This window comes from Nocardia pseudobrasiliensis NBRC 108224 (assembly GCF_001613105.1).
GTDB lineage: Bacteria > Actinomycetota > Actinomycetes > Mycobacteriales > Mycobacteriaceae > Nocardia > Nocardia pseudobrasiliensis.
The window spans coordinates 363,190-388,944 of the sequence record NZ_BDBS01000004.1 but is presented as its reverse complement, the minus strand read 5'-3'; the positions used below and the strand labels follow the sequence as shown (position 1 = coordinate 388,944).

The 25,755-nt window shown below is 66.2% G+C and carries 25 protein-coding genes and 2 pseudogenes; 12 read left to right on the top strand and 15 right to left on the bottom strand.

The window, feature by feature from the left end; genetic code table 11:
• Positions 1 to 5: 5 nt before the first annotated feature.
• Positions 6 to 83, top strand: a pseudogene (locus tag NP4_RS42435) (signal peptidase I); the annotation flags it as partial.
• Here the strand turns inward: NP4_RS42435 and NP4_RS06685 are convergent.
• From NP4_RS06685 to NP4_RS06655, 7 genes are all read right to left on the bottom strand, one after another.
• Positions 74 to 1,168 (bottom strand): alkene reductase, encoded by a 1,095-nt coding sequence (locus NP4_RS06685; RefSeq protein ID WP_067993452.1) that lies wholly within the window; start codon positions 1,166 to 1,168, stop codon positions 74 to 76. The pseudogene NP4_RS42435 and the gene NP4_RS06685 sit on opposite strands and share 10 nt — an antisense overlap.
• Before the next feature lie 120 nt (positions 1,169 to 1,288).
• On the bottom strand, positions 1,289 to 2,650 hold the full coding sequence (locus tag NP4_RS06680) for a CoA transferase (protein ID WP_169813672.1): 1,362 nt from the start codon (positions 2,648 to 2,650) through the stop codon (positions 1,289 to 1,291).
• 145 nt (positions 2,651 to 2,795) lie between these two features.
• Complete coding sequence (locus NP4_RS06675) at positions 2,796 to 4,190, bottom strand: FAD-binding oxidoreductase (RefSeq protein ID WP_067993450.1); 1,395 nt, start codon at positions 4,188 to 4,190, stop codon at positions 2,796 to 2,798.
• 59 nt (positions 4,191 to 4,249) lie between these two features.
• Positions 4,250 to 5,575 carry an aldehyde dehydrogenase family protein gene (locus tag NP4_RS06670; RefSeq protein WP_211335806.1) on the bottom strand — a complete coding sequence of 442 codons (1,326 nt, stop codon included), beginning with the start codon at positions 5,573 to 5,575 and terminating at the stop codon, positions 4,250 to 4,252.
• 56 nt (positions 5,576 to 5,631) lie between these two features.
• Positions 5,632 to 6,645 (bottom strand): zinc-dependent alcohol dehydrogenase family protein, encoded by a 1,014-nt coding sequence (locus tag NP4_RS06665; protein ID WP_067993447.1) that lies wholly within the window; start codon positions 6,643 to 6,645, stop codon positions 5,632 to 5,634.
• 59 nt (positions 6,646 to 6,704) lie between these two features.
• A complete protein-coding gene (locus NP4_RS06660; RefSeq protein WP_082875608.1) occupies positions 6,705 to 7,490 on the bottom strand; it encodes an SDR family NAD(P)-dependent oxidoreductase in 786 nt (261 codons plus the stop codon).
• Between the two features lie 206 nt (positions 7,491 to 7,696).
• The gene (locus tag NP4_RS06655; protein WP_082875607.1) at positions 7,697 to 8,929 is read right to left on the bottom strand and encodes a PucR family transcriptional regulator; all 1,233 of its coding nucleotides are present in this window, start codon (positions 8,927 to 8,929) and stop codon (positions 7,697 to 7,699) included.
• 197 nt (positions 8,930 to 9,126) lie between these two features.
• Here NP4_RS06655 and NP4_RS06650 point away from each other — a divergent pair, with 197 nt between their 5' ends.
• From NP4_RS06650 to NP4_RS06630, 5 genes and pseudogenes are all read left to right on the top strand, one after another.
• The gene (locus NP4_RS06650) at positions 9,127 to 10,617 is read left to right on the top strand and encodes a UbiD family decarboxylase (RefSeq protein ID WP_067993430.1); all 1,491 of its coding nucleotides are present in this window, start codon (positions 9,127 to 9,129) and stop codon (positions 10,615 to 10,617) included.
• A 40-nt stretch (positions 10,618 to 10,657) separates the two neighbouring features.
• Positions 10,658 to 11,062, top strand: a complete 405-nt coding sequence (locus NP4_RS06645; RefSeq protein ID WP_067993427.1) for a tautomerase family protein — start codon at positions 10,658 to 10,660, stop codon at positions 11,060 to 11,062.
• Between the two features lie 24 nt (positions 11,063 to 11,086).
• Positions 11,087 to 11,683: pseudogene (locus NP4_RS42430) on the top strand (UbiX family flavin prenyltransferase); the annotation flags it as partial.
• 406 nt (positions 11,684 to 12,089) lie between these two features.
• Positions 12,090 to 12,950 carry an N-acyl homoserine lactonase family protein gene (locus NP4_RS06635; protein WP_067993423.1) on the top strand — a complete coding sequence of 287 codons (861 nt, stop codon included), beginning with the start codon at positions 12,090 to 12,092 and terminating at the stop codon, positions 12,948 to 12,950.
• Positions 12,920 to 13,897 carry an aldo/keto reductase gene (locus tag NP4_RS06630; protein WP_067993421.1) on the top strand — a complete coding sequence of 326 codons (978 nt, stop codon included), beginning with the start codon at positions 12,920 to 12,922 and terminating at the stop codon, positions 13,895 to 13,897. Before NP4_RS06635 ends, NP4_RS06630 begins: the two co-directional genes overlap by 31 nt.
• 149 nt (positions 13,898 to 14,046) lie before the next feature.
• Here NP4_RS06630 and NP4_RS06625 read toward each other — a convergent pair whose 3' ends face one another.
• Positions 14,047 to 14,319, bottom strand: a complete 273-nt coding sequence (locus NP4_RS06625; protein ID WP_067993419.1) for a hypothetical protein — start codon at positions 14,317 to 14,319, stop codon at positions 14,047 to 14,049.
• Between the two features lie 170 nt (positions 14,320 to 14,489).
• On the opposite strand from NP4_RS06625, the gene NP4_RS06620 reads away from it, so the two are divergent.
• Positions 14,490 to 14,978 carry a MarR family winged helix-turn-helix transcriptional regulator gene (locus tag NP4_RS06620; protein WP_067993411.1) on the top strand — a complete coding sequence of 163 codons (489 nt, stop codon included), beginning with the start codon at positions 14,490 to 14,492 and terminating at the stop codon, positions 14,976 to 14,978.
• On the opposite strand, the gene NP4_RS40735 is transcribed toward NP4_RS06620, so the two are convergent.
• Positions 14,969 to 15,106 (bottom strand): hypothetical protein, encoded by a 138-nt coding sequence (locus tag NP4_RS40735; RefSeq protein ID WP_156524892.1) that lies wholly within the window; start codon positions 15,104 to 15,106, stop codon positions 14,969 to 14,971. The genes NP4_RS06620 and NP4_RS40735 overlap by 10 nt on opposite strands.
• A gap of 815 nt (positions 15,107 to 15,921) precedes the next feature.
• Between NP4_RS40735 and NP4_RS40730 the strand changes: the two genes are divergently transcribed.
• Entirely contained in the window at positions 15,922 to 16,062 is a 141-nt protein-coding gene (locus NP4_RS40730; protein WP_156524891.1) for a hypothetical protein, read from the top strand.
• A gap of 11 nt (positions 16,063 to 16,073) precedes the next feature.
• Here NP4_RS40730 and NP4_RS06615 read toward each other — a convergent pair whose 3' ends face one another.
• Complete coding sequence (locus NP4_RS06615) at positions 16,074 to 16,715, bottom strand: TIGR03085 family metal-binding protein (protein WP_067993408.1); 642 nt, start codon at positions 16,713 to 16,715, stop codon at positions 16,074 to 16,076.
• Positions 16,716 to 17,286: 571 nt separating this feature from the next.
• On the opposite strand from NP4_RS06615, the gene NP4_RS06605 reads away from it, so the two are divergent.
• From NP4_RS06605 to NP4_RS06585, 4 genes are all read left to right on the top strand, one after another.
• On the top strand, positions 17,287 to 17,961 hold the full coding sequence (locus NP4_RS06605) for an SDR family oxidoreductase (RefSeq protein ID WP_211335804.1): 675 nt from the start codon (positions 17,287 to 17,289) through the stop codon (positions 17,959 to 17,961).
• A 350-nt stretch (positions 17,962 to 18,311) separates the two neighbouring features.
• Positions 18,312 to 18,557, top strand: a complete 246-nt coding sequence (locus NP4_RS06595) for a ferredoxin (protein ID WP_067993395.1) — start codon at positions 18,312 to 18,314, stop codon at positions 18,555 to 18,557.
• A 67-nt stretch (positions 18,558 to 18,624) separates the two neighbouring features.
• Entirely contained in the window at positions 18,625 to 19,470 is an 846-nt protein-coding gene (locus NP4_RS06590; RefSeq protein ID WP_114755531.1) for a hypothetical protein, read from the top strand.
• Positions 19,467 to 20,915 (top strand): cytochrome P450, encoded by a 1,449-nt coding sequence (locus tag NP4_RS06585; RefSeq protein WP_082875604.1) that lies wholly within the window; start codon positions 19,467 to 19,469, stop codon positions 20,913 to 20,915. Before NP4_RS06590 ends, NP4_RS06585 begins: the two co-directional genes overlap by 4 nt.
• A 53-nt stretch (positions 20,916 to 20,968) precedes the next feature.
• Here the strand turns inward: NP4_RS06585 and NP4_RS06580 are convergent, their stop codons facing one another.
• From NP4_RS06580 to NP4_RS41535, 5 genes are all read right to left on the bottom strand, one after another.
• Positions 20,969 to 21,649, bottom strand: coding sequence for a TetR/AcrR family transcriptional regulator (locus tag NP4_RS06580; protein ID WP_169813671.1), 681 nt, complete (start codon positions 21,647 to 21,649; stop codon positions 20,969 to 20,971).
• Between the two features lie 120 nt (positions 21,650 to 21,769).
• Entirely contained in the window at positions 21,770 to 22,726 is a 957-nt protein-coding gene (locus tag NP4_RS06575) for an MlaD family protein (protein WP_067993389.1), read from the bottom strand.
• Entirely contained in the window at positions 22,723 to 23,691 is a 969-nt protein-coding gene (locus NP4_RS06570; RefSeq protein ID WP_067993385.1) for an MlaD family protein, read from the bottom strand. Before NP4_RS06570 ends, NP4_RS06575 begins: the two co-directional genes overlap by 4 nt.
• Positions 23,688 to 24,767: an MlaD family protein gene (locus NP4_RS06565; protein WP_067993383.1), complete on the bottom strand. Its 1,080-nt coding sequence runs from the start codon at positions 24,765 to 24,767 to the stop codon at positions 23,688 to 23,690. The genes NP4_RS06570 and NP4_RS06565 overlap by 4 nt, the downstream gene beginning before the upstream one ends.
• Positions 24,767 to 25,711: an MlaD family protein gene (locus tag NP4_RS41535; RefSeq protein ID WP_067993380.1), complete on the bottom strand. Its 945-nt coding sequence runs from the start codon at positions 25,709 to 25,711 to the stop codon at positions 24,767 to 24,769. The genes NP4_RS06565 and NP4_RS41535 overlap by 1 nt, the downstream gene beginning before the upstream one ends.
• Positions 25,712 to 25,755 lie beyond the last annotated feature (44 nt).

Genomic DNA, 25,755 nt, shown 5'->3' with positions numbered 1-25,755 from the left:
CGACCTTTGTGATTCCGTCCCAGTCGATGGTGCCGACACTGCACGGCTGTGCGGGCCGCACTGGTGACCGAATCTACGCGGAAGGCTGATACGGACTGTCCGACAGGAGGGGATAGTCCAGATAGCCGTGTGCCCCGCCGCTGTAGAACGTCCGCGTGTCCGGCTCGTTGAGTTGGGCGCCTTTTTTGATTCGCTCCACGAGATCCGGGTTGGCCAGCGCCATTCTGGCAAGGGCGGTTGCGTCCGCCGCCGTGTCGGCGACGTCGCGGAGTCGCGATGCCAGATCTGCGTTCACGCGGTTGAGCACGAAGCCATGTGGCCACGCGGTGCGCACGGAGTGCAGCAGCGACTCGTCGGGCCCGGCGAACATGAGGTGCAGATATGCCAGGTCGAGTGGCGCCAACGCGGTAACGAGCGCCCCGTAAAGTCCCCGCGTGTCGTTCTCGACGATGGCCGTCCTTTTGCTGGTGCCCGGAGATATCCGGATCCCCGTCCGCTCCGCCCCGATTTCGTCGACCACCGCTCGGGTTACCTCCAGCACGAGACGGATGCGGTTCTCGACCGGACCGCCGTATCGGTCTGCGCGAAGGTTGGTGTTGTCCGCCAGGAATTGGTGCAGCAGATAGCCATTGGCCGCGTGCACCTCCACACCGTCGGCTCCCGCGGCGATCGCGTATGACGCCGCCACCCGGAAATCCTCGATGACAGCGGCGATTTCGTCGAGCGTGAGGGCATGGGGAACGGGGGCCGGTTTCGCGACGGAGCCTGACGTGTGCACCGTTAGATCGGGTGCTACGGCGGACGGGGCGACCGGCCGTTGTCCGCCGATGAGATCCGGGTGCGTCATTCGGCCGCAGTGGTACAGCTGGATTGTCATTCGGCCGCCATGAGCATGCACCGCGTCGACAACCTTGCGCCATCCCTCGACGTGTGCCTGCGTGTAGCATCCCGGCGCGTTTTCATATCCGCGGCCGCGGTCGCATATTTGGGTACTCTCCGCGATGATCAGCCCCATCGAGGCGTGCTGAGCGTAGAACTCCGCGTTCATGTCGGACGGTACGCCGTCGGCGTTGCTCCGGCATCGGGTCATCGGTGCCATCACCAGGCGGTTATTCAACGAAATCGCACCCAGTCGGAGAGGACTCCATAATATCGGCGAAACGTCCATGGAATCTCCTGAGGATATTGCGGCGTGTCCCGGGTTCAGGGTTGTGGCCCACCCACTCGGACGGCCGAGTTCGGGTGGCGCTCGCTCGATGCAGCAAGCTCTTTCGGCTGACACACCGTGCTACGGGACCCTGTGGGTCCATTGGGGAGTGGAGGAGCCGACGGATTCGTAAGGGTGTTCCCAGAACAGCGGATTGTCGTCGATTTCGACAGGAAACCGAAGTCGCCGGACCGCGCCGTGCGGGCTGGCATATACGCGGTCTTCGGTTGGTCCGGTGAGAGGCAAGGTAATGGGTGGTTCGGCAGGGGGGCGGCCCGCGTCGATCAGCAGGGCCGCGGTTCTCGCCAACGAGAGGCGCATTGTCGAGCCGACACCGGCAGTGAGCCGGCGAGTGAGCCCGGTGATCGCGGCGGCGGCGGCTTGATAGCCCGTCGAGAAGTCGAGCACTTCGACCGGCAGATGCCTTGGCCGATCGGCGGGCACGAGCTTGCCGAGGGCGTTGATCGGTATCCGGTGCACCGGGTCCTCGAGCGCCCAGGATGTCGTCGCATCCGCTAGCCCCGTGCTGAACTGCACCAGCGTGTCGAAGCCGCGGCGGGTGCGCCATGGACCGGTCCACCCGTAGGCATTCAGGGCGACTTCGACGAGGCCGGGGCGCGCCGCCGCGCGCTCGGCCGGGGGGATGAGTCCGTCGATCGCACCGGGACGGTAGGTGTGAACGAGGACGTCGGCGTCGGCCAACAGCTCGAGAAACCGCTGCTTGCCCGCGGCGGTGCGGAGGTCCAAAAATGCCCACCGTTTTCCGAGCATCAGGTCGCCACCGCCGGCGAAGGCGACGCTCTCGTCCGAATCGGGTGCGTCGAGGCGCAGCACTTCCGCACCGCACGCGGCGAGGAATCGAGTCCCCATGGGCCCGGCGACGACACGGGTGAGGTCGAGCACCCGAATGCCCGCGAGCGGTCGACCTGGAGTCGGTCGCCAACCGGTGCGGGCAGGACTGCCGATTTCGAGCGATACCAAAGGTTCCCGCGCGACTGCCTGTCCCTGCGGGTGCGTGCGCCATTCCTCGATGGTGTGGTTGACTGCCACCGGAACGCCCGCGTCGACAAGAATCTGTTCGATATCGTCGGCTTCGTACTTCCCGATCTCAGCGGCTACGGCGGCGGGATCCTCCGGGACGCCGAGCGTATTCAGCAGGCGGGCCCGCGGCCGCGCGAATCCGGCCTGCACTCTCAACCAGCGACCGTCTGACGTCTGGAACTCGACCATCCAGGGGTTGTTCGACGGATCTATCCGGGCGTTGGTGTCGTCCTCGGCACGGGGCCCGGGCGACACAGGAACCGAGGGGCCGGGCGGCAGATAGAACCAGCCACTGGCCATGACGCGATCGACCCGCACGGCGGGCAATGGAGCACCGCGTGCCACAAGCCTTCCCATGGCGAGCCCGGCCGCCCCGATACTGGCCGCCGCGAGATCGGTCACCGCGAAAGCGGACGTCAGCGATCGCTCACCCGAAAAATCGACTCGATCGACATCGACCGCATCACAACCCAACCCGACCCAGATGTCGGCCAACAGTTTGCGCGCTGTCCGATGGTCTGTTCGAGTCACGTAAGGGCCGCTACCGTTACTCATTGAGAAATCCAAATTCTTGGATTGCCTGGATTTGATGTTCGGGCAATCCCATCCGCTCCGCTTCGGGCCGGGTGAGCGATGGTGGGATGCCGGCGGCGAAAGTGAATACGTTCTCCGGATCGTACTGGTTCTTGATCTTTACGAGCCGGGCGAAATTCTCGCCATAGCGGGGGTAGATCCGATCGTCGATATGGATGTCGTTGCTGTTGATGTAGGTGGTTTGAAAGTGCGGCAGCATGTCCTCGGCGAGGCCGGACATCCAGTTGAGGTTGAACTCGTCCGCGGCGGGATCGGTCCAGTAGCTCGGGGCGAACAGCGACAGCAGCCCGTCGACGGAGGGCAGAGCGATCGGATCGGTCCGGTTCAGCTCGGCGGTGACGCTGCCCAGGGCATGCAGCTGAATCGTGGTCCCGCTTTCGGCCACGGCGAGCCGGTCCTTGATCTTCTGAAGGCAATCTCGGCTCAGAGTCTCGTTGATGTTCCCGGTCACCGTGGTAGCGCGGACTTCGTTGGAATAGAGGAGTTCGGGGGTGACGGAGTCCTGGGCGGCGTCCACGTACCGAACCGTGGCGTACTGCTGGTCCCGCACCGGTGGCAATGCCGCCAGCATCGGTGCGAGGGCGCGTTCGGTCTCGTCCCGCGAGGCCAGGGAGACCACGATCAGGGCGATAGTGCCGACCTGCTTGCACTCCAGATGCCCGATCATGTTGATGCGCCTGTCCATGGTGGGACCGAACTGCTGGAGCGCGTCGGCGAAGTCGACGAGATGGTCCCAGTCCCAGTGGAGCACCCCCCTGACCAGATGCGGGATCCGGTATGCCTGGAAGGTGAACGAGACGACGATCCCGAAATTGCCGCCGCCGGAGCCCCGCAGCGCCCAGAACAGGTCCGGATGGTTGTCCTTGTCGACGGTGATGAGGTTTCCCCGCGCATCGATCATGTCGACGGAGCGCACACTCTGCGCCAGCCAGCCGTGCGTGCGCCCGAGAATTCCCAGTCCGCCGCCGAGAGTGAGGCCGCCGACTCCGACACCGCCGCAGTTACCTCCGGGAAGAGCAAGGTCGTAGTCGGAGAGCACTTCGTAGACCGTGCGGAGTCTGGCCCCCGGACCGATGACGACCGTGTCGTCGTCGCGGACCACGATGGAGTCCATTCGGCCCAGATCGAGGACGACGCCGCCGTCGACGGAGGAATATCCGTCGAAACTGTGTCCGCCGGACCGGATCCGCAGGTCCAACCCGCGGTGACGCGCGTGCGCCAGGGCTGCCGCGACCTCCTCGGCGTTGGTCGGGTAGATGATCAGATCCGGTTTCGTGCGATACAGCGAATTCCACGCCGACCGCGCCTTCTGATAATCACGGCTCGTCTTGTTCACGATCTCGCCCATGATGGTGCTCGACACGAAATTCCTCCGCTCTGGCGTTGGGATTCAGTCACGTTCATGCGCTAGGGAACGATGCAAGACTGCTTGGCGTCGACGACAGCTTTGCGGTGGCTGAAGGTTTCGATGGAGTAGCGGCCGTGATAGTTGCCGAGGCCGCTGGCGCCGACACCGCCGAAGGGTAGGTCGTGAACGAGAAGCTGCACCAGCGGCAGGCCGAAAGCCACTCCACCGGAACTGGTTTCGGTGGCGAGGCGTTCCCGTGTCGTGTCGGAGTCGGTGAAGGCGTAGAGGGCCAGCGGCTTGTCGTGGTTGTTGATGAATTCGAGGGCCTTGTCGAGATCGGGCACTTCCACGATGGGTAGGATCGGACCGAAGATCTCCTCCTGCATGACCGGCGAATCCGCGGTGACGGAGGCGAGAACGGTTGGTGCGATGTACCTCTGGGCGCGATCGTGCTGCCCACCGACGACGGTGCGGCCGGACTCCAGCAGTGCCGTCAGCCGATCGAAATGCCGCTCGTTGACAATCCGGCCGTATTTCGGCGAGGTCGCCGGATCATCGCCGAATCGGTCCGTGACGGCAGCGGCAAGCGCGGACTCCAGCCCGCGCGCGGTGTCGGGATCGGTGAGCACGTAATCGGTTGTGACGCACACTTGCCCGGCGTTGTTGAACTTGGCCCACACCAGGCGCTCGGCGACCGCGGCCAGATCGACGTCGCGATCGATGAATACCGGCGACTTACCGCCGAGCTCCAGGGTGACCGGCGTGAGGTGCGCTGCGGCGGCCTTCATCACCACGCGCCCGACCGCGGCCCCGCCGGTGAAGAAGATATGGTCGAATCGCTCGGCAAGCAGCGCGTCCGTGGCCGACCTACCCCCCTCCACGACCACCATCGTGTCGGGATCGAAATACTGCGGAAGCAGCCGGGCGACCGCGGCCGACGTCGCGGGTGCGACGTCACTGGGCTTGGCCACCACGGTATTTCCCGCCGCCAACGCCCCGGCAATCGGCAGCAGGAGCAGCTGAACCGGATAATTCCACGTCCCGATCACCAGGACGACACCCAGCGGATCGTAGCGGGTGACAGCGGTGGATCCGGCTGCGAAGTCGTAGCCGGACAGCTCGACGGGTTCGGGACGAAGCCAGGATTCGAGATGGGTGAGGGTGTGGTCGATTTCCCGGATGACCACCTCGATTTCGTAGGTGTTGCCTTCGCTTTCGCTCTTGTGCAGGTCGGCGAACATGGCGTCGGCCAATTCCGATCCGCGCTCGCTCAACAGGGCACGCAGCCGCCGCAACTGCTCGGTGCGCCACTCCAGCGGGCGGGTGCGTCCGGATCGGACGGCGCTGCGAAGGCGATCCACCACGGTCGAATAGTTCTCGGTCACGATCGGTTTCCTTTCGGACGGCGAATGCGGACCGCGTCGGACACACATGTAGTGGGCTATTGCATGGTGATGACGACCTTGCCGACAGGCTTGCCCTCACGCAGGTAGCGATAGGCCTCGACAGCCTGCTCGAGCGGGAAGACCCGATCGATGGCGACGCGGAGCTGATACTTGGCGATGGTCTCGTTCATCGCCTCGAACTCCACACGACTGCCCACATTCAGGTGCCGAATTGTCAGCGGCCTGCCCTGGAAGGGGTCCTCCGCCGCATTTTTGTCGTCCGCCTGGAACATACCGATGATCGTGATCGCGCCGTTCAACGCGGCCGCGGCGCGGGAGTGGGCGAAGGTGCGCGGGCCGACTGTCTCGATGACATGGTCGACACCGTCGCCGCCGGTGAGCTCGCGGACGACGTTCTCCCAATCGCGGGTGGTGTGATGATCGATGACCTCGTCGGCGCCGAGCCCTCGCAGGAACTCCGCGCGCTCGGCGGACCCGATGACGAGGACGCGAGCACCGAGAACGCGGGCGAACTGGACGGCGAACTGGCCGACCGAACCGGCGCCCACGACAAGGACATTCTGTCCGGGCAGGACCGGACGTCCGGCGGTGAGAGCCGACCACGCGGTGACACCGGCCGTGGTCAGCGAGGCGGCCTCCTCGTCGGGGAGGTGCTCGGGGACGTGCACCACCGATTCCTCCTCCAGCACAGCGTAATTCGCGAGCATGCCGTCGTGGCTGAGGCCGTATTGGTCGCGAGCCTCGGCGACACGCATCGGCCCGTCGGTCCAGGACACATAGAAGGTCGAGGTGACACGGTCGCCCACAGCGGCGCGCACAACGCCGGGCCCGGTGGCGACGACGTCACCGACACCGTCGGCCAGCGGGATGACTCCAGGGGTGGCGGGCAGGGACGTGCCCTCCACGATCATCAGATCGCGGCGATTGACGGCGGCGGCGCGAACCCGGACGACGATCTGCCCCGGGCCGGGCTCGGGCACCTGCTGCGCGGCCGAGGTGAGTCCGTCGAGATCACTACCGGGCTCGAAATGGTAGGCGATGGCGTTCATATTTCTCCCTACGCGTCGAATGGACAGAATGGTCGATCTCCTTTTCGCGCGGCAGATGGTCAGGCCCGGAAAAGGAAAGCGCCGTTGAGGTCGAGCACGGCGCCGCTGGCCCACTCCGCTTGCGGCGAGGCCAGATACAGCACGGCGGCCGCGACTTCGTCGGGTCGACCCACTCGCCCGAAGGGGCTTTGCGCACGCAACACATCACCCTGAGGCGAATCGAGGACCGGGGCGGCCAACTCGGTCTCCACCCAACCTGGCGCCACCCCGGTGACGCCGATGCCGCGGCGGCCGAGGTCGCGAGCCAATATGTAAGTCAGGGAATTCAGCGCGCCCTTGCTCGCCCCGTAGGCGGGCGGCTCCGTGCCGGAGAATGCGCCGACGGAGGACATATTGACGATTCGCGCGCCGGTGTCCATGTGTCGTACCGCGCACCAGGTCACATTCGCGGTGGCCACGAGGTTGAGGTCGATGATCGTGCGCCACGCCGTACGCCATTGCTCGTAATCGGTCTCCAGGATGGGATGCGGGGTCGCGTGTCCGGCGTTGTTGACCAGCACATCGATCCCGCCGAATGCGTCGACGACCTGGTCGACCATCGCCTGCACGGCATCGGGGTCGGTCACATCGGCTTGCACCAACAGGTGACCGTCTCCGGGCAGCTCTTTGCTGAGCTGTTCGGCGGCGTCACGATTGCCTCGGTAATGGATGGCAACCCGGTCACCGTTCTCGGCGAAGGCGGTCGCGACCGCCCGCCCGATTCCCCCGCTCGACCCCGTCACGAGGATCGCCCGCTCTCGAGTTTCGCCACCCGTGTCCCAGTCCCCTTCGGAACGATCGCTCATTCTCCGCCTCCTCGAGTTCAACGACTATCGGCCGGACCGGTCTCGGTCATGGCCGGGCATTGGAACGAGTTGCCTATTCGATAGCAAATGAACATGACCGGGCCCATGCTGCTCAGGGTGAGAAGACCGCGCAAGATAATCCACGCATAACCGCAAACAACTTCATCAACCAATGACAAGATGAGAGCTATTCGGACGCAGCGTGGTCACTTCGACCGCACGGATCGCGAGCCCTGCCCGCCGTCCGGACAGGGGTCGCCGCGGAAGGGGGCGGCGACGGCGCAGGCGATGTCGAGGGTGAGGCGCTGCCAGGGATCGCGGGGGTCGCGGCCGGTGAGTTCGACGGCGCGGCGTAGTCGGTAGCGCAGGGTCTGGGGGTGCAGGTGCAGGTGTTCGGCGGCGGCGTTGGCCGAGGTGGCCGCCAGGTAGGCGGCCAGTCCTTCGAGTAGATGGCGCTGGGCGGGGGCGGCGAGGGGGCCCAGGACGGTGCGGGCGACGGTGTCGGGATCGGTGGCCGGGTGGGTGGTGAGCAGTTGCACCGCGTGCGCGTCACCGTCGTCGAGCACGAGCCGAGCGCGGAAAGCGTGCGCGGGCGCGGAATCCAGCGCATCGGTCGCCAGGCGATAGGCCAGCGCGGTGTGGGTGTCGGCGTGCTCACCGATCAGGCAGCCCCGCCATCGGCGAGCTTCGACCGCGGCATTGAGCGCGGGGCGAACATGTGTGGGAAGTAGCAGAACCACGCGATGTTCACGCACGGTGGCGAGGTGTTCGACAGGGGCGGCGGGCAGTCCGAGATCGCGGAGGAGGTCGACGATGCCGAGCTGAGCCGGTGGCGCGCCGATGGTGGGTTCGGTGACCAGCAGTACAGGATCCGCCGGCAGGGCAACACCGAGTTCACGGCATCGTCCGGCGAGGACGGCAGGTGAGCTGTGGCGGCCGGCGAGCAGGTCGTCGAACAGATTGCGCAGCGCCCGGTGGCGGTCGCTGGTGAGCCGGTCGAGGGCGGCGCTGTGCCCGGCCAGGACCGCCTCGGACAGTTCATCGATGGCCGTGAGCACGACATCGGTGTGGGCTCGCAGGTCGGTGCGGTCGAGGTGGGTGGCATCGCGGTCGTCCCAGACCAGGTTGGTGACGGTGAGCGCGGCGATGCGGTAGGCGCGCAGGATGGCGGCATTCGAACGGCCGCTCTCGGCGTGGGCGGCGCCGATCGCGCGGAGCCGGTCGCGGTCCCGGTCTGTCAGAGGGCTGTCCTCGCTCCAGACGTCGAGAACGCGGACCGTAACCCACGCGATGAAATCGCGTATTTCACGCAGTCGGCCGGCATCCAGGCCCTGGTAGGCGGGCACGGTCTCCGCAATGGTGTCCAGCACGATATCGACGACCTCGGGCAACCGTGCTCGCAGATTGCTGACGACCGTGCGCCGCTGCTCCAATCCCATCGAAATTCATCTCACCTTGTCATTGGTTGATGAAGTTGATTGCAGTTTAGCGTGGATTACCTTGCGCGGTCCCCTCACCGTGAGCAGCATGGGCTCGGCCATGTTCATTTGCTATCGAATAGGCAACTCGCTCCGATGCCCGGCCACGACCGCGGTCGGTCCGGCCGATGGTCGCTGGAACCCCGAGGAGGCTGAAGATGACTGATCGTTTCGAAGCTCCCCGCGAACGCCGTCACCTGAAATCGATCGGCGAATACCTCGACGCGCTCACCGAGCACGACGACCTGGCGCGTGTCGATGCACCGGTCGATTTGAATCTGGAACTGGGCGCAGGCGTCCGATACGCGTGCGAGAACAATTTGCCCGCACAGTATTTCACCAACATCACCGGGTTTCCCGGATACCGATTCCTCGGCGGTTTGGCTCCGTACTCCTCGGACGCTCGGCATCGGTGGGGCCGCGTAGCGCTCGCCCTGGGGCTGCCCTGGGACACACATCCCTTGACCATCCTGGATCGTGTGCTCGCGGTCGACTTCGACACCGATCTCATCGCGCCGGTCGTGGTCCCCGACCGCAGCGGCCGCACACTGCACGACACCGTCGACCTGTACGACATTCCATCCCCGATGCTGCACGAAGGCGACGGCGGCGACTACCTCAACACGATCGGAACGATGATCGCCACCACCCCGGACGGCTCCTGGACCAACTGGCATGTCTGCCGGGTCATGCGCCTGGACGCCCAGCGCGTCACCATCTGGACCCGGAACTATCAGCACTTCGGGATGATCTACGAGATGTGGAAAGACGTCGGCAAGTCGATGGAGTTCGCCCTGGCACTCGGCGTCGAACCTGCCGCGACGGTGCTGTCGGGTACGAGGGGGGCTCCCGAATACGTGGACGAAGCGGCATTCCTGGGCGGATGGTTCGGCGAACCGCTCGAGGTCACCCGCGCGCACGTCGTCAACCACTGTGTTCCCGCGACCGCCCAGGTCGTCCTCGAGGGACACATCAACATCGAGGAACGCGTCCCGGAAGGCCCGTTCGGTGAATACCCCGGCTACCTCATCCCGGACGCGATCGAACTAGAGCTGGTGGGTCATGTCACGGCGATCTCCAGCGTCCCCGAACCCATCCTCGCCACCGTCCCGGCCGGCAAACCTGTCGACGACGACCACACCATCAACCAACTCGGTCAGTCCGTCAACCACACGCGCGTCCTGCGCGACGCCGGCCTGCCCGTGGAGCACGCGTGGCTACCTCCCGAAGGCGCGAATCAATTCGCCGTCGTCACCGTGACCAGGGATTGGCAGGCCAGCTGCAACAGCGATGCGCAGGCATTGGTTCGCCGCATCGCCGACACCTTGATCGAACACAGTCCCGCGGCCAGGGTCCTGGCCCGGATTCTCGTGGTGGAGAACGACATCGACCCCACCGACCTCCGCGATGTCGTGTGGGCGCTGGCCTCCCGGGTACGCCCCGGCAGCGATCTCGTCATCACCGACCGACCGCTTGCCAGCCTCTCTCCCCTGTTCACCCCGCGCGAACGCGAAACCGGCCACGGTCCGCTGGTCATCCACAACGGATTGATCGCCGGGGCGGCCAGCCGCTCTGTGCCCGCCACCTTCCAGCAGGTGTATCCGGAAGCAGTCAAGGCCAAGATCGGAAAACTCGTCGAAGCCGAGTAGTCCGGAGCCGAGTAATCCCGCCCGCATCAGGAGGACTGAAATGCCTTTCTACTCGTGTCTGGTTCCCGCCCGATCGCTGAACTCCGCGCAGAAGCAGGCGATCGCCGAACTCATCACGACTGTCCACGCCGAAACCTTCAACGCGCCACCATCGTTCGTGCGCGTAATGTTCCACGAAGCCGCACCCGGCGACTCGTTCCACGAGGGCCGCTCCGCCGATTTCGTCTTCGTCGAGGGACACATCCGCGCTGGCCGCGACATGGCCCACAAGCAACGATGCCTGGCCCGAATCTACGACGGCTGGAAGACCATCGACCCGGGCGCGCAGGACATCGAGATCATTCTGCTCGACGCGCCCGCCGCGGCCATGATGGGCAACGGCGAGATCCCGCCCGAACCCGGCCGGGAATCGCCCGAGCTCTTGCGATCTCACGCCCCGAAGTAGTTCCCGAGCCGAGTAATCCAATTCGTGACAACTAAGGAGAAGACCATGCGTCTGATCGTGGCGATCACGGGCGCGACCGGCGCGATCTTCGGGATCCGGTTGCTGGAGAAATTGCGCGGACTCGACGAGGACGTCGAGACGCATCTGGTCATGTCCAAGTGGGCGCGGGTGAATATCGCGACCGAAACCGACTACTCGGTGGCCGAGGTGGAGGCGCTGGCCGATGTCGTATACCAGGAGGGTGATCAGGGAGCGGCGCTGTCGTCGGGATCGTTCCGGGTGGATGCGATGGTGGTGGTGCCGTGTTCGATGCGGACCACCGCGGCGATTCGGCACGGGCTGGCCGACACTCTGATTGTGCGGGCCGCGGACGTCGTGCTCAAAGAACAGCGGCCGCTGTGCCTGGTTCCCCGCGAGACCCCGCTCAACCAGATTCACTTGGAGAACATGCTCGCGCTGGCGCGGATGGGTGTGCGGATCTGCCCGCCGATGCCGGCGTTCTACCATCGGCCCCGCACCCTGGACGACATGGTCGACCACGTCGTGGTCCGGGTGCTGGACCAACTCGGGCTCAGCGTGGACTACGAACGGCGCTGGGCAGGGCTGTCGAAGGCCCGCACCGGTGAGCCGGGTCGGCAACCCGATACCGGCCCGCGTCCCACCTTGATGTGGGAAGCTGCGGCCGATGACTCCGCGGCTGCGGAGTTGCGGCGATGGGCCGACCATGATCTGCGACAAAGCATTCGAGACGGCGATCCCGCCGCGCGGATCGAGGTTTACCACAGCCACGACGGCCGCGTCGTTGTGATCGCGACCGGCGATATCGCACAGGTGCAACCGCCGACACCGCCGCCCGCGCTCGTGCGCCGACCCCCGCACGTGTGGCGTTTCGTCCGCGACGACGGGCGACCCTCCGACGATCACCGCCCGCGACGTCGCCGAGCGCCAATTCCCAGCTCGCCCGAGCACACCATCGACCCCACCCTTCGAGGAGCCCCCGCTTAGCCGAGATACCCGGAGGCGCACAATGAGTGACGACGAATACGAGGTGATCCTCGTTCGCTACGGAACCCAGGAAACCGTCCGCAGCGACATATTCCTCAACTACCCGGTTTACGGAGCCGACGACGGCCCGATCACCTTGGACTTCTTCTTCTGGGTGGTCCGCGGCCGCGACCGCACATTCATCGTCGACGTCGGATTCAGCTCGGAAAGCGGACGCAAGCGTGCCCACACCCTGCTCCTGGATCCGATCGAGGCGCTGCGCACACTGGGAATCGATCCCACGGCCGAGAACAACGTGATCATCACTCACGCGCACTACGACCACATCGGAAACCTGGCTGCGCTACCGAACAGCCGCTTCATGATGTCCTGGCGGGAGTACGAGTTCTGGACTTCGGAACTGGCGGGGAAGGAATTGTTTCGCTTCGCGTCGGAGGTTCGCGAGATCGAGCAGCTGAAAGTGGCGCTGCGCGAGGAACGGCTGCGCTTCGTCGAGCACGGCCACATCCCGGCTCCGGGTATCACCATACTCGAGATGGCTGGACACACACCGGGTCAGCTGGCGGTCGTGGTCGAGACCTCGAGCGGGCCGGTCCTGCTGGCCTCCGACGCCGTGCACTTCTACGAGGAGCTCGAACGGGACATGCCGTTCGCCTTGATGAGCGATCTCCCGCAGATGTACACCTCGTACGCGACCATCCGCGACATGCAACTCACCCGCCCGCACCACCTCGTCACCGGACACGATCCGGCCACGCTGCAGCGGTTTCCGCCGCTGCCGGGCCCGCTGGCCGCACACGCGGCCGTCATCGGGCGGCTACCGATATCCGCTGCCACGAAGGAGGACTCGCAATGCTCGCAACCAGGAAACTCGGTGAGTTGACCGTCGGCGCAGAGGGCTTGGGCTGTATGGGAATGAGCCAGTCCTACGGGGTGCGCGACAACGACGACGAGTCGATCGCCACCATCCACCGCGCCCTCGACTTGGGCGTCACGCTGCTCGACACCGCCGACGTCTACGGCGCCGGCGCCAACGAAGAACTCGTCGGCCGCGCCATTCGCGGAAGACGCGACGAGGTCGTGCTGGCAACCAAATTCGGCATCGTGTCGGGGGACAACGGCGCCGTGCGTGTGCGCGGTGATGCCGCCTACGTCCGGCAGAGCTGTGACGAATCGCTGGCCCGCCTCGGCGTCGACCATATCGACCTGTACTACCAGCATCGTGTCGATCCGACCGTCCCGATCGAGGAGACCTGGGGTGCACTCACCGAGCTGGTGACCGCCGGCAAGGTCGGCCACCTCGGCATCTCGGAGGCAGCGCCCGCGACGATCCGCCGCGCCCATGCCGTGCACCCGGTGACCGCGGTGCAGAGCGAATGGTCGCTGTGGACCCGCGACCTCGAGGCCGAGATCGTCCCGACCTGCCGCGAATTGGGCATCGGCATCGTCGCGTTCGCGCCACTCGGCCGCGGTTTCCTCACCGGCAAGATCAGCTCCACCGCCGACCTGCCCGCCGATGATATGCGCCGCCGCCTGCCGCGGTTCACCGAGGCCAACCTCGACCGCAACCTCGCCATCGTCGACGCACTGCGCAAACTGGCCGACGAGAAGGGTGTCACCGCAGGGCAATTGGCCCTGGCGTGGGTAGCCGGCCGAGGCGACGACGTGGTCGCGATCCCCGGCACCAAACGCCGCACCTACCTCGAACAAAACGTCGCCGCCCTCGACATCACCCTGACCACCGAAGATCTCGCCCGCATCGAAGACGCCGCCCACGCCGTCGCCGGTGCCCGCTACTCGGAGAATATGACCCGGCACGTGGGCCGGTGAACCGGGAGCCAGGTAGTGACAAGGAATATCGAAGGCTCGCCACTGCTGCGGCCGGATCACGCGGTTTCACGGTGGCGTTCCGAACCTATGACCGACGAACTCGACGACAGGCTGGACCGGATCGGCCAGCACCATTTGTCTTACCGTGGTCATCGAAAACGTAGACATAATCCCGATTGGGTTCGGGCGATGGTCTCCTCGACCACCTGCCAGTCACCGAGATCGGTATCGTTCGGCGCGTGGTCGAGGAGTTCGACTGTCAGATCGACTGGGCCGTAAGCGATCCCCGTCATGATGGTCACGAACCCGGGCTCAGCCCGGATCAGGTCGCCCTCGTCGGAGATGTCGGTGGTGTCGACATTCGGATCGGCGAGCAGGAATTGGCTGTGGTCGGCCTGAATTCGGCCGTGTTGCGTACGCATTGGCCAATTTCCTCAGGTACGTGCCGGTCCTCCGGCGGAACCGCCCTCGTTGGTGGAGGCGAAGGGATATTCGTCATCTTGTTGGCGCACTGCGGGCGAGTGTTCCCACTGGAATCGGGCGGACAGGGCAGGATGGACAGGGATGGTGTATTGCCGTGACGGAGGTAGTGATGGCCCGAAGGGACGCGGTGGCCGAGGAATCGGTGGACGAGATCACCGACGCCTTGTTGACGGCCTCCCGGCTGCTGGTGGGATTGTCGGCGCGCTCGATCGCGCACGTCGATGATTCGATCACGATTCCGCAGTTCCGCACGTTGGTGTTGTTGTCGACGCGTGGCCCGTCGAAGATTGCCAGTTTGGCGAGCAGTCTGAATGTGCAGCCCTCGACCGCGACACGGATGGTGGAGCGGCTGGTGGTCGCGGGATTGACCGATCGCAAACCGAATCCGGAGTCGCGCCGTGAGCTGATCATCGAACTCACCGCACGCGGGCAGGAGGTCGTGGACGCGGTGACCGCGCGGCGTCGCCAGGAGCTGGCGGCCGTGGTCGAGCGGATGCGCCCGGCCGATCGCACCGGATTGGTCCGTGCCCTCACCGCGTTCACCGAAGCGGGCGGGGAGTCGGTGCCCGGCCTGGACATCGAGGGCTATCAGGTCTGATCGGTCATCGGGGCCTGCCGGGCCCACGGTCGGAATCCGTCGAGGCTGTTCAATAGTGCGAGGACACCGCCGCCGGGCCGCAGCTCCGCTTCCCCCTCGCCGTCGAGCCAGATCTCGTCGGTGGACAAGGTTTTCAGGCGTCCGCTGTGCTCGTGCAGGGCCAGGAGGCGTCGTCGACCGCGGCCAGCCGCGCCTGTTGTTTCAGCATGGCGATGACGGCACCTTCGGGGGTGACTGAATCCCGTTGCCCAAATTGCCCTTTATGGCGGTGAGACCCCAGCGGTTGGAGTGCGGCGGCCGCGTGCCGTGCCACGGTCGCCAAGTGATCCGCGGTTGCATCGCCAAAGCCACTGGCATGGTGTCGGCCGGGTTCGACGGGTCTGGACCGGGAGCCTGAGAGTCACCGGTCGACGCGCTCGGGGAGGCACAGGCTGTCAATACGATGGCGATGAGCGCGCAGGCCGCCGACCGCAGCACGGCGAGTCCTGATCACTGAGAACGCAAGGGCGAGTGTGAGTCCTGCGCGATGAGTGTAATGCTGCCAGCCGTCCGTTGTAGGCGACGAGCGCGGCTGGTTCGTCATCCATGTCGACGGCCTATCGAAGCCGCCCGCGGCCGGTGTGGCAGGTGAGGATCACGGGCAGGGTGCCGTGCACACCGCCGACGCGATGGATCAGCATCAGGCCTTGTGTATCAGTTGCCGTGCGCTCGAATGTGAGTCCCTCGGCATGCTGCCGGGCGGCGTTGTCCGGTCGCTGTCGGCACTGTCCGCCGGCGGATCCGAAGACCTGAAACATTCTGTGGCGCACAGCAAACGCTCTGACAGCCTGTGGATCGGGCTGGTCGGTCTGATCACCATCCCTCTTCCGATAGCACTATGCAACAATTGCAGATTGCACATATAATCGTGTGCGGGGGATGTGAAGGCAGGAGGTAAAACGGTATGCCTCTGGAAATTCTCGCCGGTGTACTGTCCGTCGTCGACTTGGCTGCCGTGGTCGTGATGTTGCTCATCGCGCTGGCCGCCATCGCGGGCGTCGATCACGAGCCCCCGTCGTCGCGGCGGTTACCGCGGGATCGGTGACCCGCCGGGCGCTACATGCCGAACCGAGTGCGGCGGACAACATCGACGTCGCCGGTCGGTCCGTCGATGGCCACCCGCGCGGCTGCCTGGCGGCCGAACAGGTAGAGCAGCAGTTCGCCGGGAAGCCCGGTGATGCGGACCATCGGCCGACCGCGCCGGGCTCGGTGAGTCTCGAGCGTGCCGGCCCATTCGAGATCCAGGCCTGGGCCGTGCAGTCGGCGCGCCAGAAATCGCGCGCCGCGAACGGTGTTGTGCCACAGTGCCGCATCCATCGCGGGCTGGTTGACTCGCGGGCCGAGTTCGTTGGCTCTGCGCACGTCTTCGTGATGAACGAAGAACTCGTTGAGGTTGGGCACGCGCCGAACCCAGCCGAGGCGGAAGAATCCTGGCGGCGGTCCCGCGCGGATCGTCGCCACGAGGACGGGAAACGACTTGTCGGCGAGGGCTTTTCGCCGTCGTTCGGCGAAATCTCCCCACGGCCCCGGAACGACGAGACCGGGCCCGGCGAGGGCGTCGTGTTCGCGCAGGACGAGGTGGGCGGCGAGGTCGCGGGTCGTCCAGGGGTGCAACAGCGTCGGTGCGTCGGGGCCGAGCTGGTCGAGCAGGCCGCAGAGCAGTGCTCGTTCGGCGGTGTCGAACAGCTGAGCTGCCATGTGCGGGAGTATAAGCCGCGGCCGGCCACCGGCCGAGGAATGCGGCGATCCGATCGGTGTCAAGGAACCGTTGATCTGGATCCGATCGTCGTGGTCGGTGCACGGTGCCGGCCAGGGGGTTCTTCTGTTCGTTTTTCGGCGTGTTGATCGGTGTGGTCGCGCTGCCGATCAGTTGGCGCTGGGTGCGGCCCGCGTCGCGCGCAAGGGTACAGCTGGCGCCTGCGGTGGCGGTGGGGGCGACACCGAGGTGTGGTGGCGATCGCCGTCGCCCCGAATACCAGCCGGCGTCGCGCTGCATCAGCTGGTGTACGCGGTGAGCACCGGTAGCGCGTGTGGATCGCTCGCCCGCCGCCGCTGACGGACATGGTCGAGCGCGGCGGCTCCGGCCGGGGTTCGACCAGGCATGCCGAGCGCGGCCGTACTCTCCTTCTCGGGCGCATTCGGGTCTGTTGTACTCAGGCGCGCCGATTCGCGACTACCGCCGCACGCGGCGCGAGGTGCGAGGTGCGGGTCCTCATGATCGTTGGCCCCTCGCGGCGGCAACGGCCCAGCCGGCCGCCAGCACACCGCGATGACGCGACAGCAACAGCTGCGGACTGAACTTCACTGCGCGGGCGTCGAATCGGCTGTGTGCGCCGAAGTCGTGGCCGTCGTTGTCGTCGAGGGGCTTTCAGAGGTTGGCCGCGCGATCGTGGTTCTCCGGCTGCGAGGTCTGCTAGGAGTCGAACCCCGTGCGGGCGAGGTACCGGTCGAGCAGGTCGGGCACGAACTTGTTGGCCACGGCGGTCGCGGCCGTGCTCGCACCGACCCAGTACTCTCGGCGCTTCGGATGGTCGGCGGCGTACACGACGGCGCTACAAGGAAAAGTCGCTCTGATTACGGCTCGTCGCGAGGGCCTGGCAGGGCGATCGCCCTGCGCTTCGCCCAACAAGGAGCGGACCTGGTCATCAACTACGCACGTGACGTGAAAGCAGCCGCCGATGTCCAGGCCCAGGCGAGCGCTGCCGGTGCCAAGGCCATCGCGGTGCAGGCCGACGTCTCCACCTCCGACGGTGTCGAGCCCCTGTTCCGCACCGCGCTGGACACGTTCGGGCGGTTGGATGTGGTGGCCGCCAACGCCGGCATCGAGACGGTCAACATCCCGGTCACCGACATCACCGAGGAAGACTTCGACCTGTTGTTGCGGGTCGAGATGAACCAGTTTGCTGGGGAGCAGGGCCACCGCCGCGGTCATCGTGAGAGCTGACAGCACTGTATGCGCGACAAGAACTTTCGACCCGTGGAACACGCTCGGATACATACCGAGGATCACGAAACCGGTTCGGCCGCGCAGGTTGTCTTCGATTACCCCGGGCGCGTTACCCGGCTCAGCGGAAATTCGCCGATGCCTCGCCACAGCATGACCGTCGAACCGATGGAGGGCTCTGTCAGGTCCTCGTATCCATCGAAACTCGATTGGACCACGAACGGTCGCACCGTCGGCAGTTCGAATCCGGGTTATGCGGTTCCCGGTATTGACGTCATCGTGTCACTGATTGACAATGATTGATGTCAATACTGTTCGACATCGCCACTCAACGACGAGGAGCCGCTGACATGTCGGAGCCCATCACGGTCGAGATCGACCAGGAGCTGTGTCTCGGTTCCGGGTATTGCGTCCGGTCGGCGCCGACCTTCTTTCACCTTCCCGACGAGGTGTCTGAACTGCGTACAAGCGTCGGAGAGGCCACTTCTGGCCCGGTGGATGTGGCGCCGGATCTGCTGGCGGCCGTGCGGTCGGCGGCGCTTGTCTGCCCCGCTGCCGCGATCGTCGTGCATGAGCCGAACCGAGTCGCCGATTAGACAACGATCATTGTTTTATCGGCGCCTGCTGCGGCAACCGTGCCGGTTCTTCGAAGGGAACGAAATCTTGCATTACCTCTCGGCAGGCAATTGGGCGCCGCCGCCGGTCACGTACGCGGGTCTGGTGGCGGCGTGGCTGCTGCTCGGGGTCGCGATAGCGTCGCTGGTCGCGAGCGTGGTCTACGGCGTGGGATTGATCGTGGTGCACGACCGGGCGAACGCCGCGCTGTTCTGGCTGATCACACTCGGTGCGCTGGTTGTGTTCTCGTTCTATGTCGAGCCGTGGCTGGACGTCATCGGCGCGACGACCTATCTGACGAACGTGATCGATCCGGTCGTCACGATCGTCGACCGGCCGATCCCGTGGCATGTGGTGATCACCTATACCGGCGGGATCGGCATTGCGACCATGGGCGCGTATCTGATCATCGAGAACGGGCGCGCGGCCCGCGACCTGTTCGCCTGGGCGGCGTTCATCTCCGTCACCGAGTGCGTCGGGGAGATGATCAGCTGCCACTTCGGCGTCATGCTCTATTACGACAACAAGGCGCTGGTGTTCGGGATCCCGCTGCCGAGTCTGGTGCAGAACGGCGGCATGTTCGTGCTCATCGGGTGGGCGATGGCGGCGATCCTGCCGCACGTGCACGGCTGGCGACGCGTGGTGATCGTGCCGTTCATCGCCCCCGCGGTGTATCTGGCCTACACGCTGGTGTGCACGCTGCCCAGTTATTACGCCATCCACAACGACGCGTCGCGGCCGGTGTCGTGGGCGTTGGCGGTGGTGTCGACCGCGTTGAACTTGGGAGCCGTTGTGGCAGCGGCCTACTCGCCGACCGTGCGGAGGCTGCGTGCGCAGCACTCGTCGCGAACCCGGGCTGTCGAACCTGTGCAGGCGGCGGAGGTGCCCGCATGAGCCTGCTCATCGAGCGCCGAGCAACCCTTGTCGAGCCCGACCGGTTCGCGATCACGCGAAACCCCGTGCGCGGCATCCGGAAACCCCTTGTCGCCACGCGGCGCGGACTGCGGTTGCCGCCAGGCCCGGTGGGGCGCCCGGTCACCGGAGTGCTGCGCGAGTTCAAGCGCGATCCGTTCGAATACCTGCGCATCTGCGGCAACACTTACGGTGACATCTTCCGCGTCCCGCTGCCGGTGCTGGACATGGTGGCGGTCGGTACTCCGGATCTGGTGCGCTACATCATGAGCGACACCGACAAATACAGCATGGTCGGCCACTACGACGTGTTGGCGCACCGGATCGTCGGGCGGACCATACCGCTGCTGGAGGGGGACGTGCTGCGGCAGCGGCGCAAACTGATCACCCCGATGTTCAAACACTCCTCGCTCAACGGGCTGGCGGACGAGATCGTCGACGAATTCGCCACCCGCATCGATGATTGGGGCCGGTGGGCCGACTCGGGGGAGACGGTCGATCTGCAGCACGAGATCGCCTGGCTGACCATGCCCGCATTCATGCGCGCCATGTTCGGCATCGTGCCCACCGACGCCGAAATACGCCGGCTGGACCACGATCTGCGGCTGCTGCTGCAATCGTTCGCCGCGGCCATCTTCCTGGCGCCGATCCCCAAGATGGTGCCACTGCCGGGCCGCGACACCCTCCCTGCTGCGTGGCGGCGGATCACGGGATGGATCGGGCAGCAGATCGACCGGCGGTCGGCCGACCCGATCGAGGGCACCGACATGTTGCAGATCCTGCTCGATGCCCGCACCGAGGGCGGGAAACCGTTGTCGCGCAAGGACTTGATCGCGGAGTTGGCGATCCTGATCGCGGGCGGCTACGAGACGGTGGTGGCATCGGTGTCGTGGACGCTGGCGCTGCTGGACAGCCACCCGCAGGCGCGCGAGCAGCTGATCGCGGAAGTCGATGCGCTGGGCGGGAATCGGCCGGAGTTCGCGGACCTGAAGCGGCTGGAATGGGTGAAGGCGTGCTTCGACGAAGGGCAGCGGTTGCAGGGGCATCCGTTCCATCCGCGCATCGCGTTGCACGATGACGAGATCGAGGGCTACTTCATCCCGCGAGGCACGATCATCGGGGTGTCGGTATACGCGCTGCACCGCGACGAGCGCTGGTGGCCGGACCCGGATCGGTTCGACCCGAACCGGTTCGCCGACCGGCAGGTCGTGTCGTCACGGCCGGTGAATGCGTTCATCCCGTTCGGAACCGGCCCGCACCGCTGTATCGGTTCCCAGCTGGGGTATATGAACGCGCAATTCATTCTGACGCTGTTGTTCCAGCGGTACCGGATGCGGACGCCGCAGGGCTGGACGCCCAAACATGCCTCGACGTTCTCCACGACGATCGAGGGCGGACTGCCCGTGACTCTGCAGCGCGTGCGCTGACGAAACACGGTGGGGGCCAGGCGAACCGCCGGCCCCCACCTTCGGGGTCGGACTCAGGCTTGCGACGATCCGGTCGACGGGCTCTGCTTCTGCCAGGCGACGGTTTGGTCGATATAACGCAGCACATAGTCGACGAGTTCGTCGGCTGTCATGGCCAGACGGTTGTCGACCCAGGCGGTGAGCATCTCCGCGGACGCACCGGCGATGGCGATGGTGTCGATGTCACCCAGGACCGGTGTGTCGAACGGTGTGTCGCCCTGCTCGTACTGGGCGATGAAGGGGGCCGTCACCGCGGCCAGATCCATATCCTGGTCGGGGTTGTCGAGCCACATGGTCATCAACCATGTTGTGCCGTAGAGCATCTGCTGACGCATCTGTGCCAATTCGCCACCGGCGCGGGCGGTTTCGACCAGCAGGATCCGGCCGACGCGGCGGTCCTCGTCGAAGATGCTCACCAGTTCGCCGGCCACGGCCCGCAGCCGCTCCTGGCCGTTGGAGATCGGTAGAGCCTTGCCGAGCAGACGCATGGCGACGCGGAAGCCGACGGTCTGCACGACGTGATGGACGAAAGAATCGAAGTTCGGGAAGCTCTCGTAGAAATAGCGCTCGGTGAGTTCGGCCCGCGCGCAGACCTCGCGGACCTTGGTGTCGGCGATCCCGACCTCGCCGATGACGTCGATGCCCGCTTCCAGCAACACCTCGCGGCGTGCGTTCCTCCGGGCTTCCTTGCTCATACCGGCGAACCGGTACGGGCGTCTGCGTCCGGGGCTCGGTTCCGACACCATGGGGTCGATTATTCCCGGCGGCTGCCGCCCGCCCCGATCCGCGGTCCGATCGGTCCCGGACACGCCCGCCTACCTCGGCCCGATCGGGTGGACGGTGACCGCACCGGGCGTGGCGACGGCGGCCATGGCGGTATCGAGCAGTCTGCTGATGTCGAGGGCGCCCATGGCGGCGGCGCCGGCCTGGATCGAGGGCAGCAGCGGCGCGGTGAGGGTGTGGACGTCGGCGCCGGCCTTGTCCTCGAATTGCTGTAATCCGGCGAAGACGGCCAGCGGGCCGACATGGACCACATTCGGATAGTCGTTGGTGTGCATCATCTCGATCGCGGTCTGGGCCATGGCGGCGAAGTTGACTCCGGCCGCACGGACCGAGTCGGTGCCGGCGGCGATGGCCGGTCCGGTGTGGCCGCTGCGTTCGAGCAGGCTCTGGGCGTCGGTCAGCAGAGCGCGGATGGTGCCCGAACTCATCAGAAGCGTGGTGGCGAGCAGGCTTCCGGCGCGGGCGAGATTCGCGGGGCTCGTGGGCTCGGCGGGGAGCGCGGCCGACAGTTCGTCGGTGAGGGCGGTGATCTGGGCGGGCGGCAGATCGTTCAGCAGTCGGATCAGCGCGACCGACAGTTCGCCGAAGGTGGTCGGCACGGTGGCCGGTCCGGCCGCGATGCGCTGGTGATCCGCCAGGAATGGACCGGTCTCGGTGTGCGGGAGTACGGCCAGATACGTTTCACCGAGGGTGGAGAGGTTTTCGACGCGGAATGCGCTGTCGAGGGGAATACGGCGATCGCCGTGGTAGCGGAAGTCGACCTCCACCCGGTCGGCCGCGGCCCGCACGTCGGTCACCCGGCCGATGCCGACGCCGCGCAGCAGCAGTTTCGACCCGGAGGTCAGGCCGTTGGCGTCGGCGACGACGAGCGTCGCCTCGTGCTGATCGCGTGGCGGCAGCCACACCACGCCCTGGCCGCCGATCGCGAGTACGGCAACGATCGATAACGCCAGCAGTGCGGCGAGCGAGACAGTGTTCTTGATCGTCATCGGATCGCCCCCAGCATTCGCAGGACGTCGGCGATCTCGGCCGTGTGGTCGGTGCCGGTGACCACCGCGGCGATGTCGACCTTGGGGGAGCGCAGCCACGGCAGGAGGGTGCCGGTCACGAACCGGTCCGTGGCGACCGCGTCTCCGGTCGGGTCGCCGACCCCTTCGGCGGTGCCGGCGAGTGAGTTCAGCAGCGGCACCAGCCAATAGCCGCCGGAGTAGACGCTGCCGACCGAGGGCAGCAGCACGCCGATATTGCCCAGCAGGACCTTCAGATGGGCCCAGAACCGCATCGTCTGTGGGTCGAAGGCGGCGGTCAGATCGTCGGCGCGGGCGTTCATCGCCTGCGCCCCGGCGATCAGATCGCCGAGGGCGCGGTCGATTTCGTCATTGTGTGCGGCTAGGTCACGTAGGTCACCGGCGAGAGTGGCCGCGATCCGGCGCATCTGGTCGGTGTCGTGCGGCAGGGCGGTGTCGAGGTCGGCGATCGAGCGCTGGATCCGCTGGAGCGAGCCGGTGCCGAGGAAGTTCGCGAGCACGGCCAGGGTGTCCTCCACCGGTGGCGGGGAGCTGGTGTGGCCGACTGGGATACGGGAATCGGCGTGCAGCACAGCGGCATTCGGGTCCGGCGCTGGCCGTTGAAGCTTGATGTAGGGGTCGCCGAGCACGGTGTCCTGGGTGATCGAGGCGGAGGCATCGGCCGGTATCCGTGCCCGGGAGTCGATATCGGCGTGCACTACGACGACGGCTCCCTCCAGAGCGATGCGGCGCACCGACCCGACACCGACGCCGTCGAAGGACAGCTTGGCTCCGTCGGGCAGGTTGAGCACGTCGGCGAACTCGAGCGTGACCGGATAGGTGCGCTCGGACAACCCCTGCGGCAGCGCTATTTTCGCGGGATTCACCGCGCACGCGGTCAGCGCCGCGGCGATGACGGCGAGCCCGAGGAAAGAGCCTGATCTCATCGGCCGACCCCGCCCCGCAGCACCAGCTGCAGCACATCGACGTCGGTGAGCTGGGCTTGACCGGCGACCGGCGCGCATCGGCCGGGAACCGAATCGAGCACTGCGCAGAGCCGAGCGGGATCGCCGACCTGGACACGCACCCGCGGAGTGATCACCGGGAGCTCCCCGGCCGGTGCGGCCGCGACCGCGCGGACCGACTCCGACAGCATCGGCAACGAATCGGCGAGTTTCTCGAAGCTGTCGACATGGGTGGCGGCCAAGTGCAGGGTGGCGGCGACCGCGTCCAAACCCGGCCACAGGTATTTCCCGTATCGCAGCTGGATGTCGAGGATCATGTCCATCGCTGTCGGCAGATAGTGGAAGATCTTGGTGATGGCGGGAAACACCACCGTCGCCACCGTGTTCAGGCCCTCGGGGGCGTTCGCGATCGCCGAATCCACATCGCTCCAGTTCCGGTCGGCCGCGGAGACCAGCGGGGCGGTGTCGGTGAGCATTTGGCCGAGCGTGGCCACGAGCGGGTCGGGATCGGCGGCGGCCTGCCCGGCGGTGGCGAGTGCCGCACCGGCGGCGGGACCGTTGCCCGCAAGCTGGCCGGTCAGCGCCGCGAGCAGCCGCTGCGCGGCGTGACCGTCTCCGGCGCTGGTCACGCCGTTGATCAGAGTGGCGGTGGCAGAGGTGATTTCGGAGACGCTCTTGGCGGTCGCGGTGTTGTCCGGCGTAATGCACTGTCCGGCTTGGAGTCTGGGGCCGGAGGTGTAGTTGCCGATCAGCTCCAGGCTGCGGTCGGCGAGAATGGAGGTCGAGCGGGTGACCGCCTTGACCGAGGACGGCAGGGCTCGGTTGTCGACGGTGAAGGCGACCCGCACACGGGTGCTGTCGGCATCGACGCGGTCGACGCGGCCGATCGGCACACCCATCTGCGTGACGGTGTTGCCGGGATACAGTCCGATCGCATCGCTCATGATCGCGCAGAACCCGTGCGTGGCAGGGGATTCGGCGGGCAGTGCGACCGTGACGGCCGCGGCGACGACGGTCGCGGTGCCGGCGAGCACGAGCAGACCGCGGCGGCGGGCCATCAGCAACTCCTTCCGGGAATCGGGACACACAGGTCGGTGGCCAAAACTTGGTCCCCGGCGACGAGATGGATACCGTCGGGGCCGAGAACCTGCTGCAGGTAGTTCACGAACTGCGTCAACTGGTCGATGAGGGTGGGAACATCGGTGCCCACACTGTGCGCGGCGGCCTCCAATTGCTGTGCGGCAGCGCCGACTTCATCGCTGTGACCTTGGTAGAACCGCGTCAGCACGGCGACCCTGCCGAAGATCTCGGCCAGACCCTGATATGCCTGCCCGAATTCGATGTGGGTGTCTTCGAGTACGCGCAGCACCACCGCGGCCTTGCGGAGCATCGCGAACAGCACCTCGCGGTTGTCGTCGAAGGCGCTCAGGTACTCCCGCGACACGGTCAGGGTGGATTCGACCTGCCGGCGCTGTTTGTCCAAGATCGTGGCCAAACCCTGCACGGCGTCGATCAGCGACCGCACCGACCCGGGGGCGGCATCGAGCCCGGTGGCAATCTTGTCGAGACTGGCGCCTATATCAGGCGTAGCGAGGGCGTCGAGTTTGCCCGGGGCGTCGCGTATCAAATCGGGCAGGCTGTAGGGCGGCCGGGCGTGGCTGATCGCGATGACACCCCGCAGCGGAGTGTCGCCGGCCGACTCCAAGGCCACGTAGTAGCCGCCCGCGGCCGTGAGCATCCGCACCGCCACGGCGGTGTCGGCGCCGAGGAACACGCCGTCGCGGATCTTGCACTCGACGCGTACGACGCTCGGCTGCAGGCTGATTCGGCTGACCTTGCCGACGGAGACACCGGCCACCCGTACGTCGTCACCCACGTGAATGGCGGCGGCGTCGGAGATGTCGAAGGCGACGGTGTGCCGGTCGGGCGGGGCCAGATAGACGATCGCGGCGGCGGCCGCGATGACAAGGGCGACGGCATAGGCGCAGACACCCAGCAGCACCTGCCGACTCTCGGCCCGGCGGGAGCGCCACCACCGACGTGGCC

Bases quoted from the DNA above. Each gene is read 5' to 3' on its own strand.
- NP4_RS06685 (WP_067993452.1), bottom strand. From the start codon at position 1,168: ATGGACGTTTCGCCGATATTATGGAGTCCTCTCCGACTGGGTGCGATT.
- NP4_RS06675 (WP_067993450.1), bottom strand. From the start codon at position 4,190: ATGGGCGAGATCGTGAACAAGACGAGCCGTGATTATCAGAAGGCGCGG.
- NP4_RS06665 (WP_067993447.1), bottom strand. From the start codon at position 6,645: ATGAACGCCATCGCCTACCATTTCGAGCCCGGTAGTGATCTCGACGGA.
- NP4_RS06660 (WP_082875608.1), bottom strand. From the start codon at position 7,490: ATGAGCGATCGTTCCGAAGGGGACTGGGACACGGGTGGCGAAACTCGA.
- NP4_RS06655 (WP_082875607.1), bottom strand. From the start codon at position 8,929: ATGGGATTGGAGCAGCGGCGCACGGTCGTCAGCAATCTGCGAGCACGG.
- NP4_RS06650 (WP_067993430.1), top strand. From the start codon at position 9,127: ATGACTGATCGTTTCGAAGCTCCCCGCGAACGCCGTCACCTGAAATCG.
- NP4_RS06645 (WP_067993427.1), top strand. From the start codon at position 10,658: ATGCCTTTCTACTCGTGTCTGGTTCCCGCCCGATCGCTGAACTCCGCG.
- NP4_RS06635 (WP_067993423.1), top strand. From the start codon at position 12,090: ATGAGTGACGACGAATACGAGGTGATCCTCGTTCGCTACGGAACCCAG.
- NP4_RS06630 (WP_067993421.1), top strand. From the start codon at position 12,920: ATGCTCGCAACCAGGAAACTCGGTGAGTTGACCGTCGGCGCAGAGGGC.
- NP4_RS06625 (WP_067993419.1), bottom strand. From the start codon at position 14,319: ATGCGTACGCAACACGGCCGAATTCAGGCCGACCACAGCCAATTCCTG.
- NP4_RS06620 (WP_067993411.1), top strand. From the start codon at position 14,490: ATGGCCCGAAGGGACGCGGTGGCCGAGGAATCGGTGGACGAGATCACC.
- NP4_RS40730 (WP_156524891.1), top strand. From the start codon at position 15,922: ATGCCTCTGGAAATTCTCGCCGGTGTACTGTCCGTCGTCGACTTGGCT.
- NP4_RS06615 (WP_067993408.1), bottom strand. From the start codon at position 16,715: ATGGCAGCTCAGCTGTTCGACACCGCCGAACGAGCACTGCTCTGCGGC.
- NP4_RS06605 (WP_211335804.1), top strand. From the start codon at position 17,287: ATGACGCGACAGCAACAGCTGCGGACTGAACTTCACTGCGCGGGCGTC.
- NP4_RS06595 (WP_067993395.1), top strand. From the start codon at position 18,312: ATGTCGGAGCCCATCACGGTCGAGATCGACCAGGAGCTGTGTCTCGGT.
- NP4_RS06585 (WP_082875604.1), top strand. From the start codon at position 19,467: ATGAGCCTGCTCATCGAGCGCCGAGCAACCCTTGTCGAGCCCGACCGG.
- NP4_RS06580 (WP_169813671.1), bottom strand. From the start codon at position 21,649: ATGAGCAAGGAAGCCCGGAGGAACGCACGCCGCGAGGTGTTGCTGGAA.
- NP4_RS06575 (WP_067993389.1), bottom strand. From the start codon at position 22,726: ATGACGATCAAGAACACTGTCTCGCTCGCCGCACTGCTGGCGTTATCG.
- NP4_RS06570 (WP_067993385.1), bottom strand. From the start codon at position 23,691: ATGAGATCAGGCTCTTTCCTCGGGCTCGCCGTCATCGCCGCGGCGCTG.
- NP4_RS06565 (WP_067993383.1), bottom strand. From the start codon at position 24,767: ATGGCCCGCCGCCGCGGTCTGCTCGTGCTCGCCGGCACCGCGACCGTC.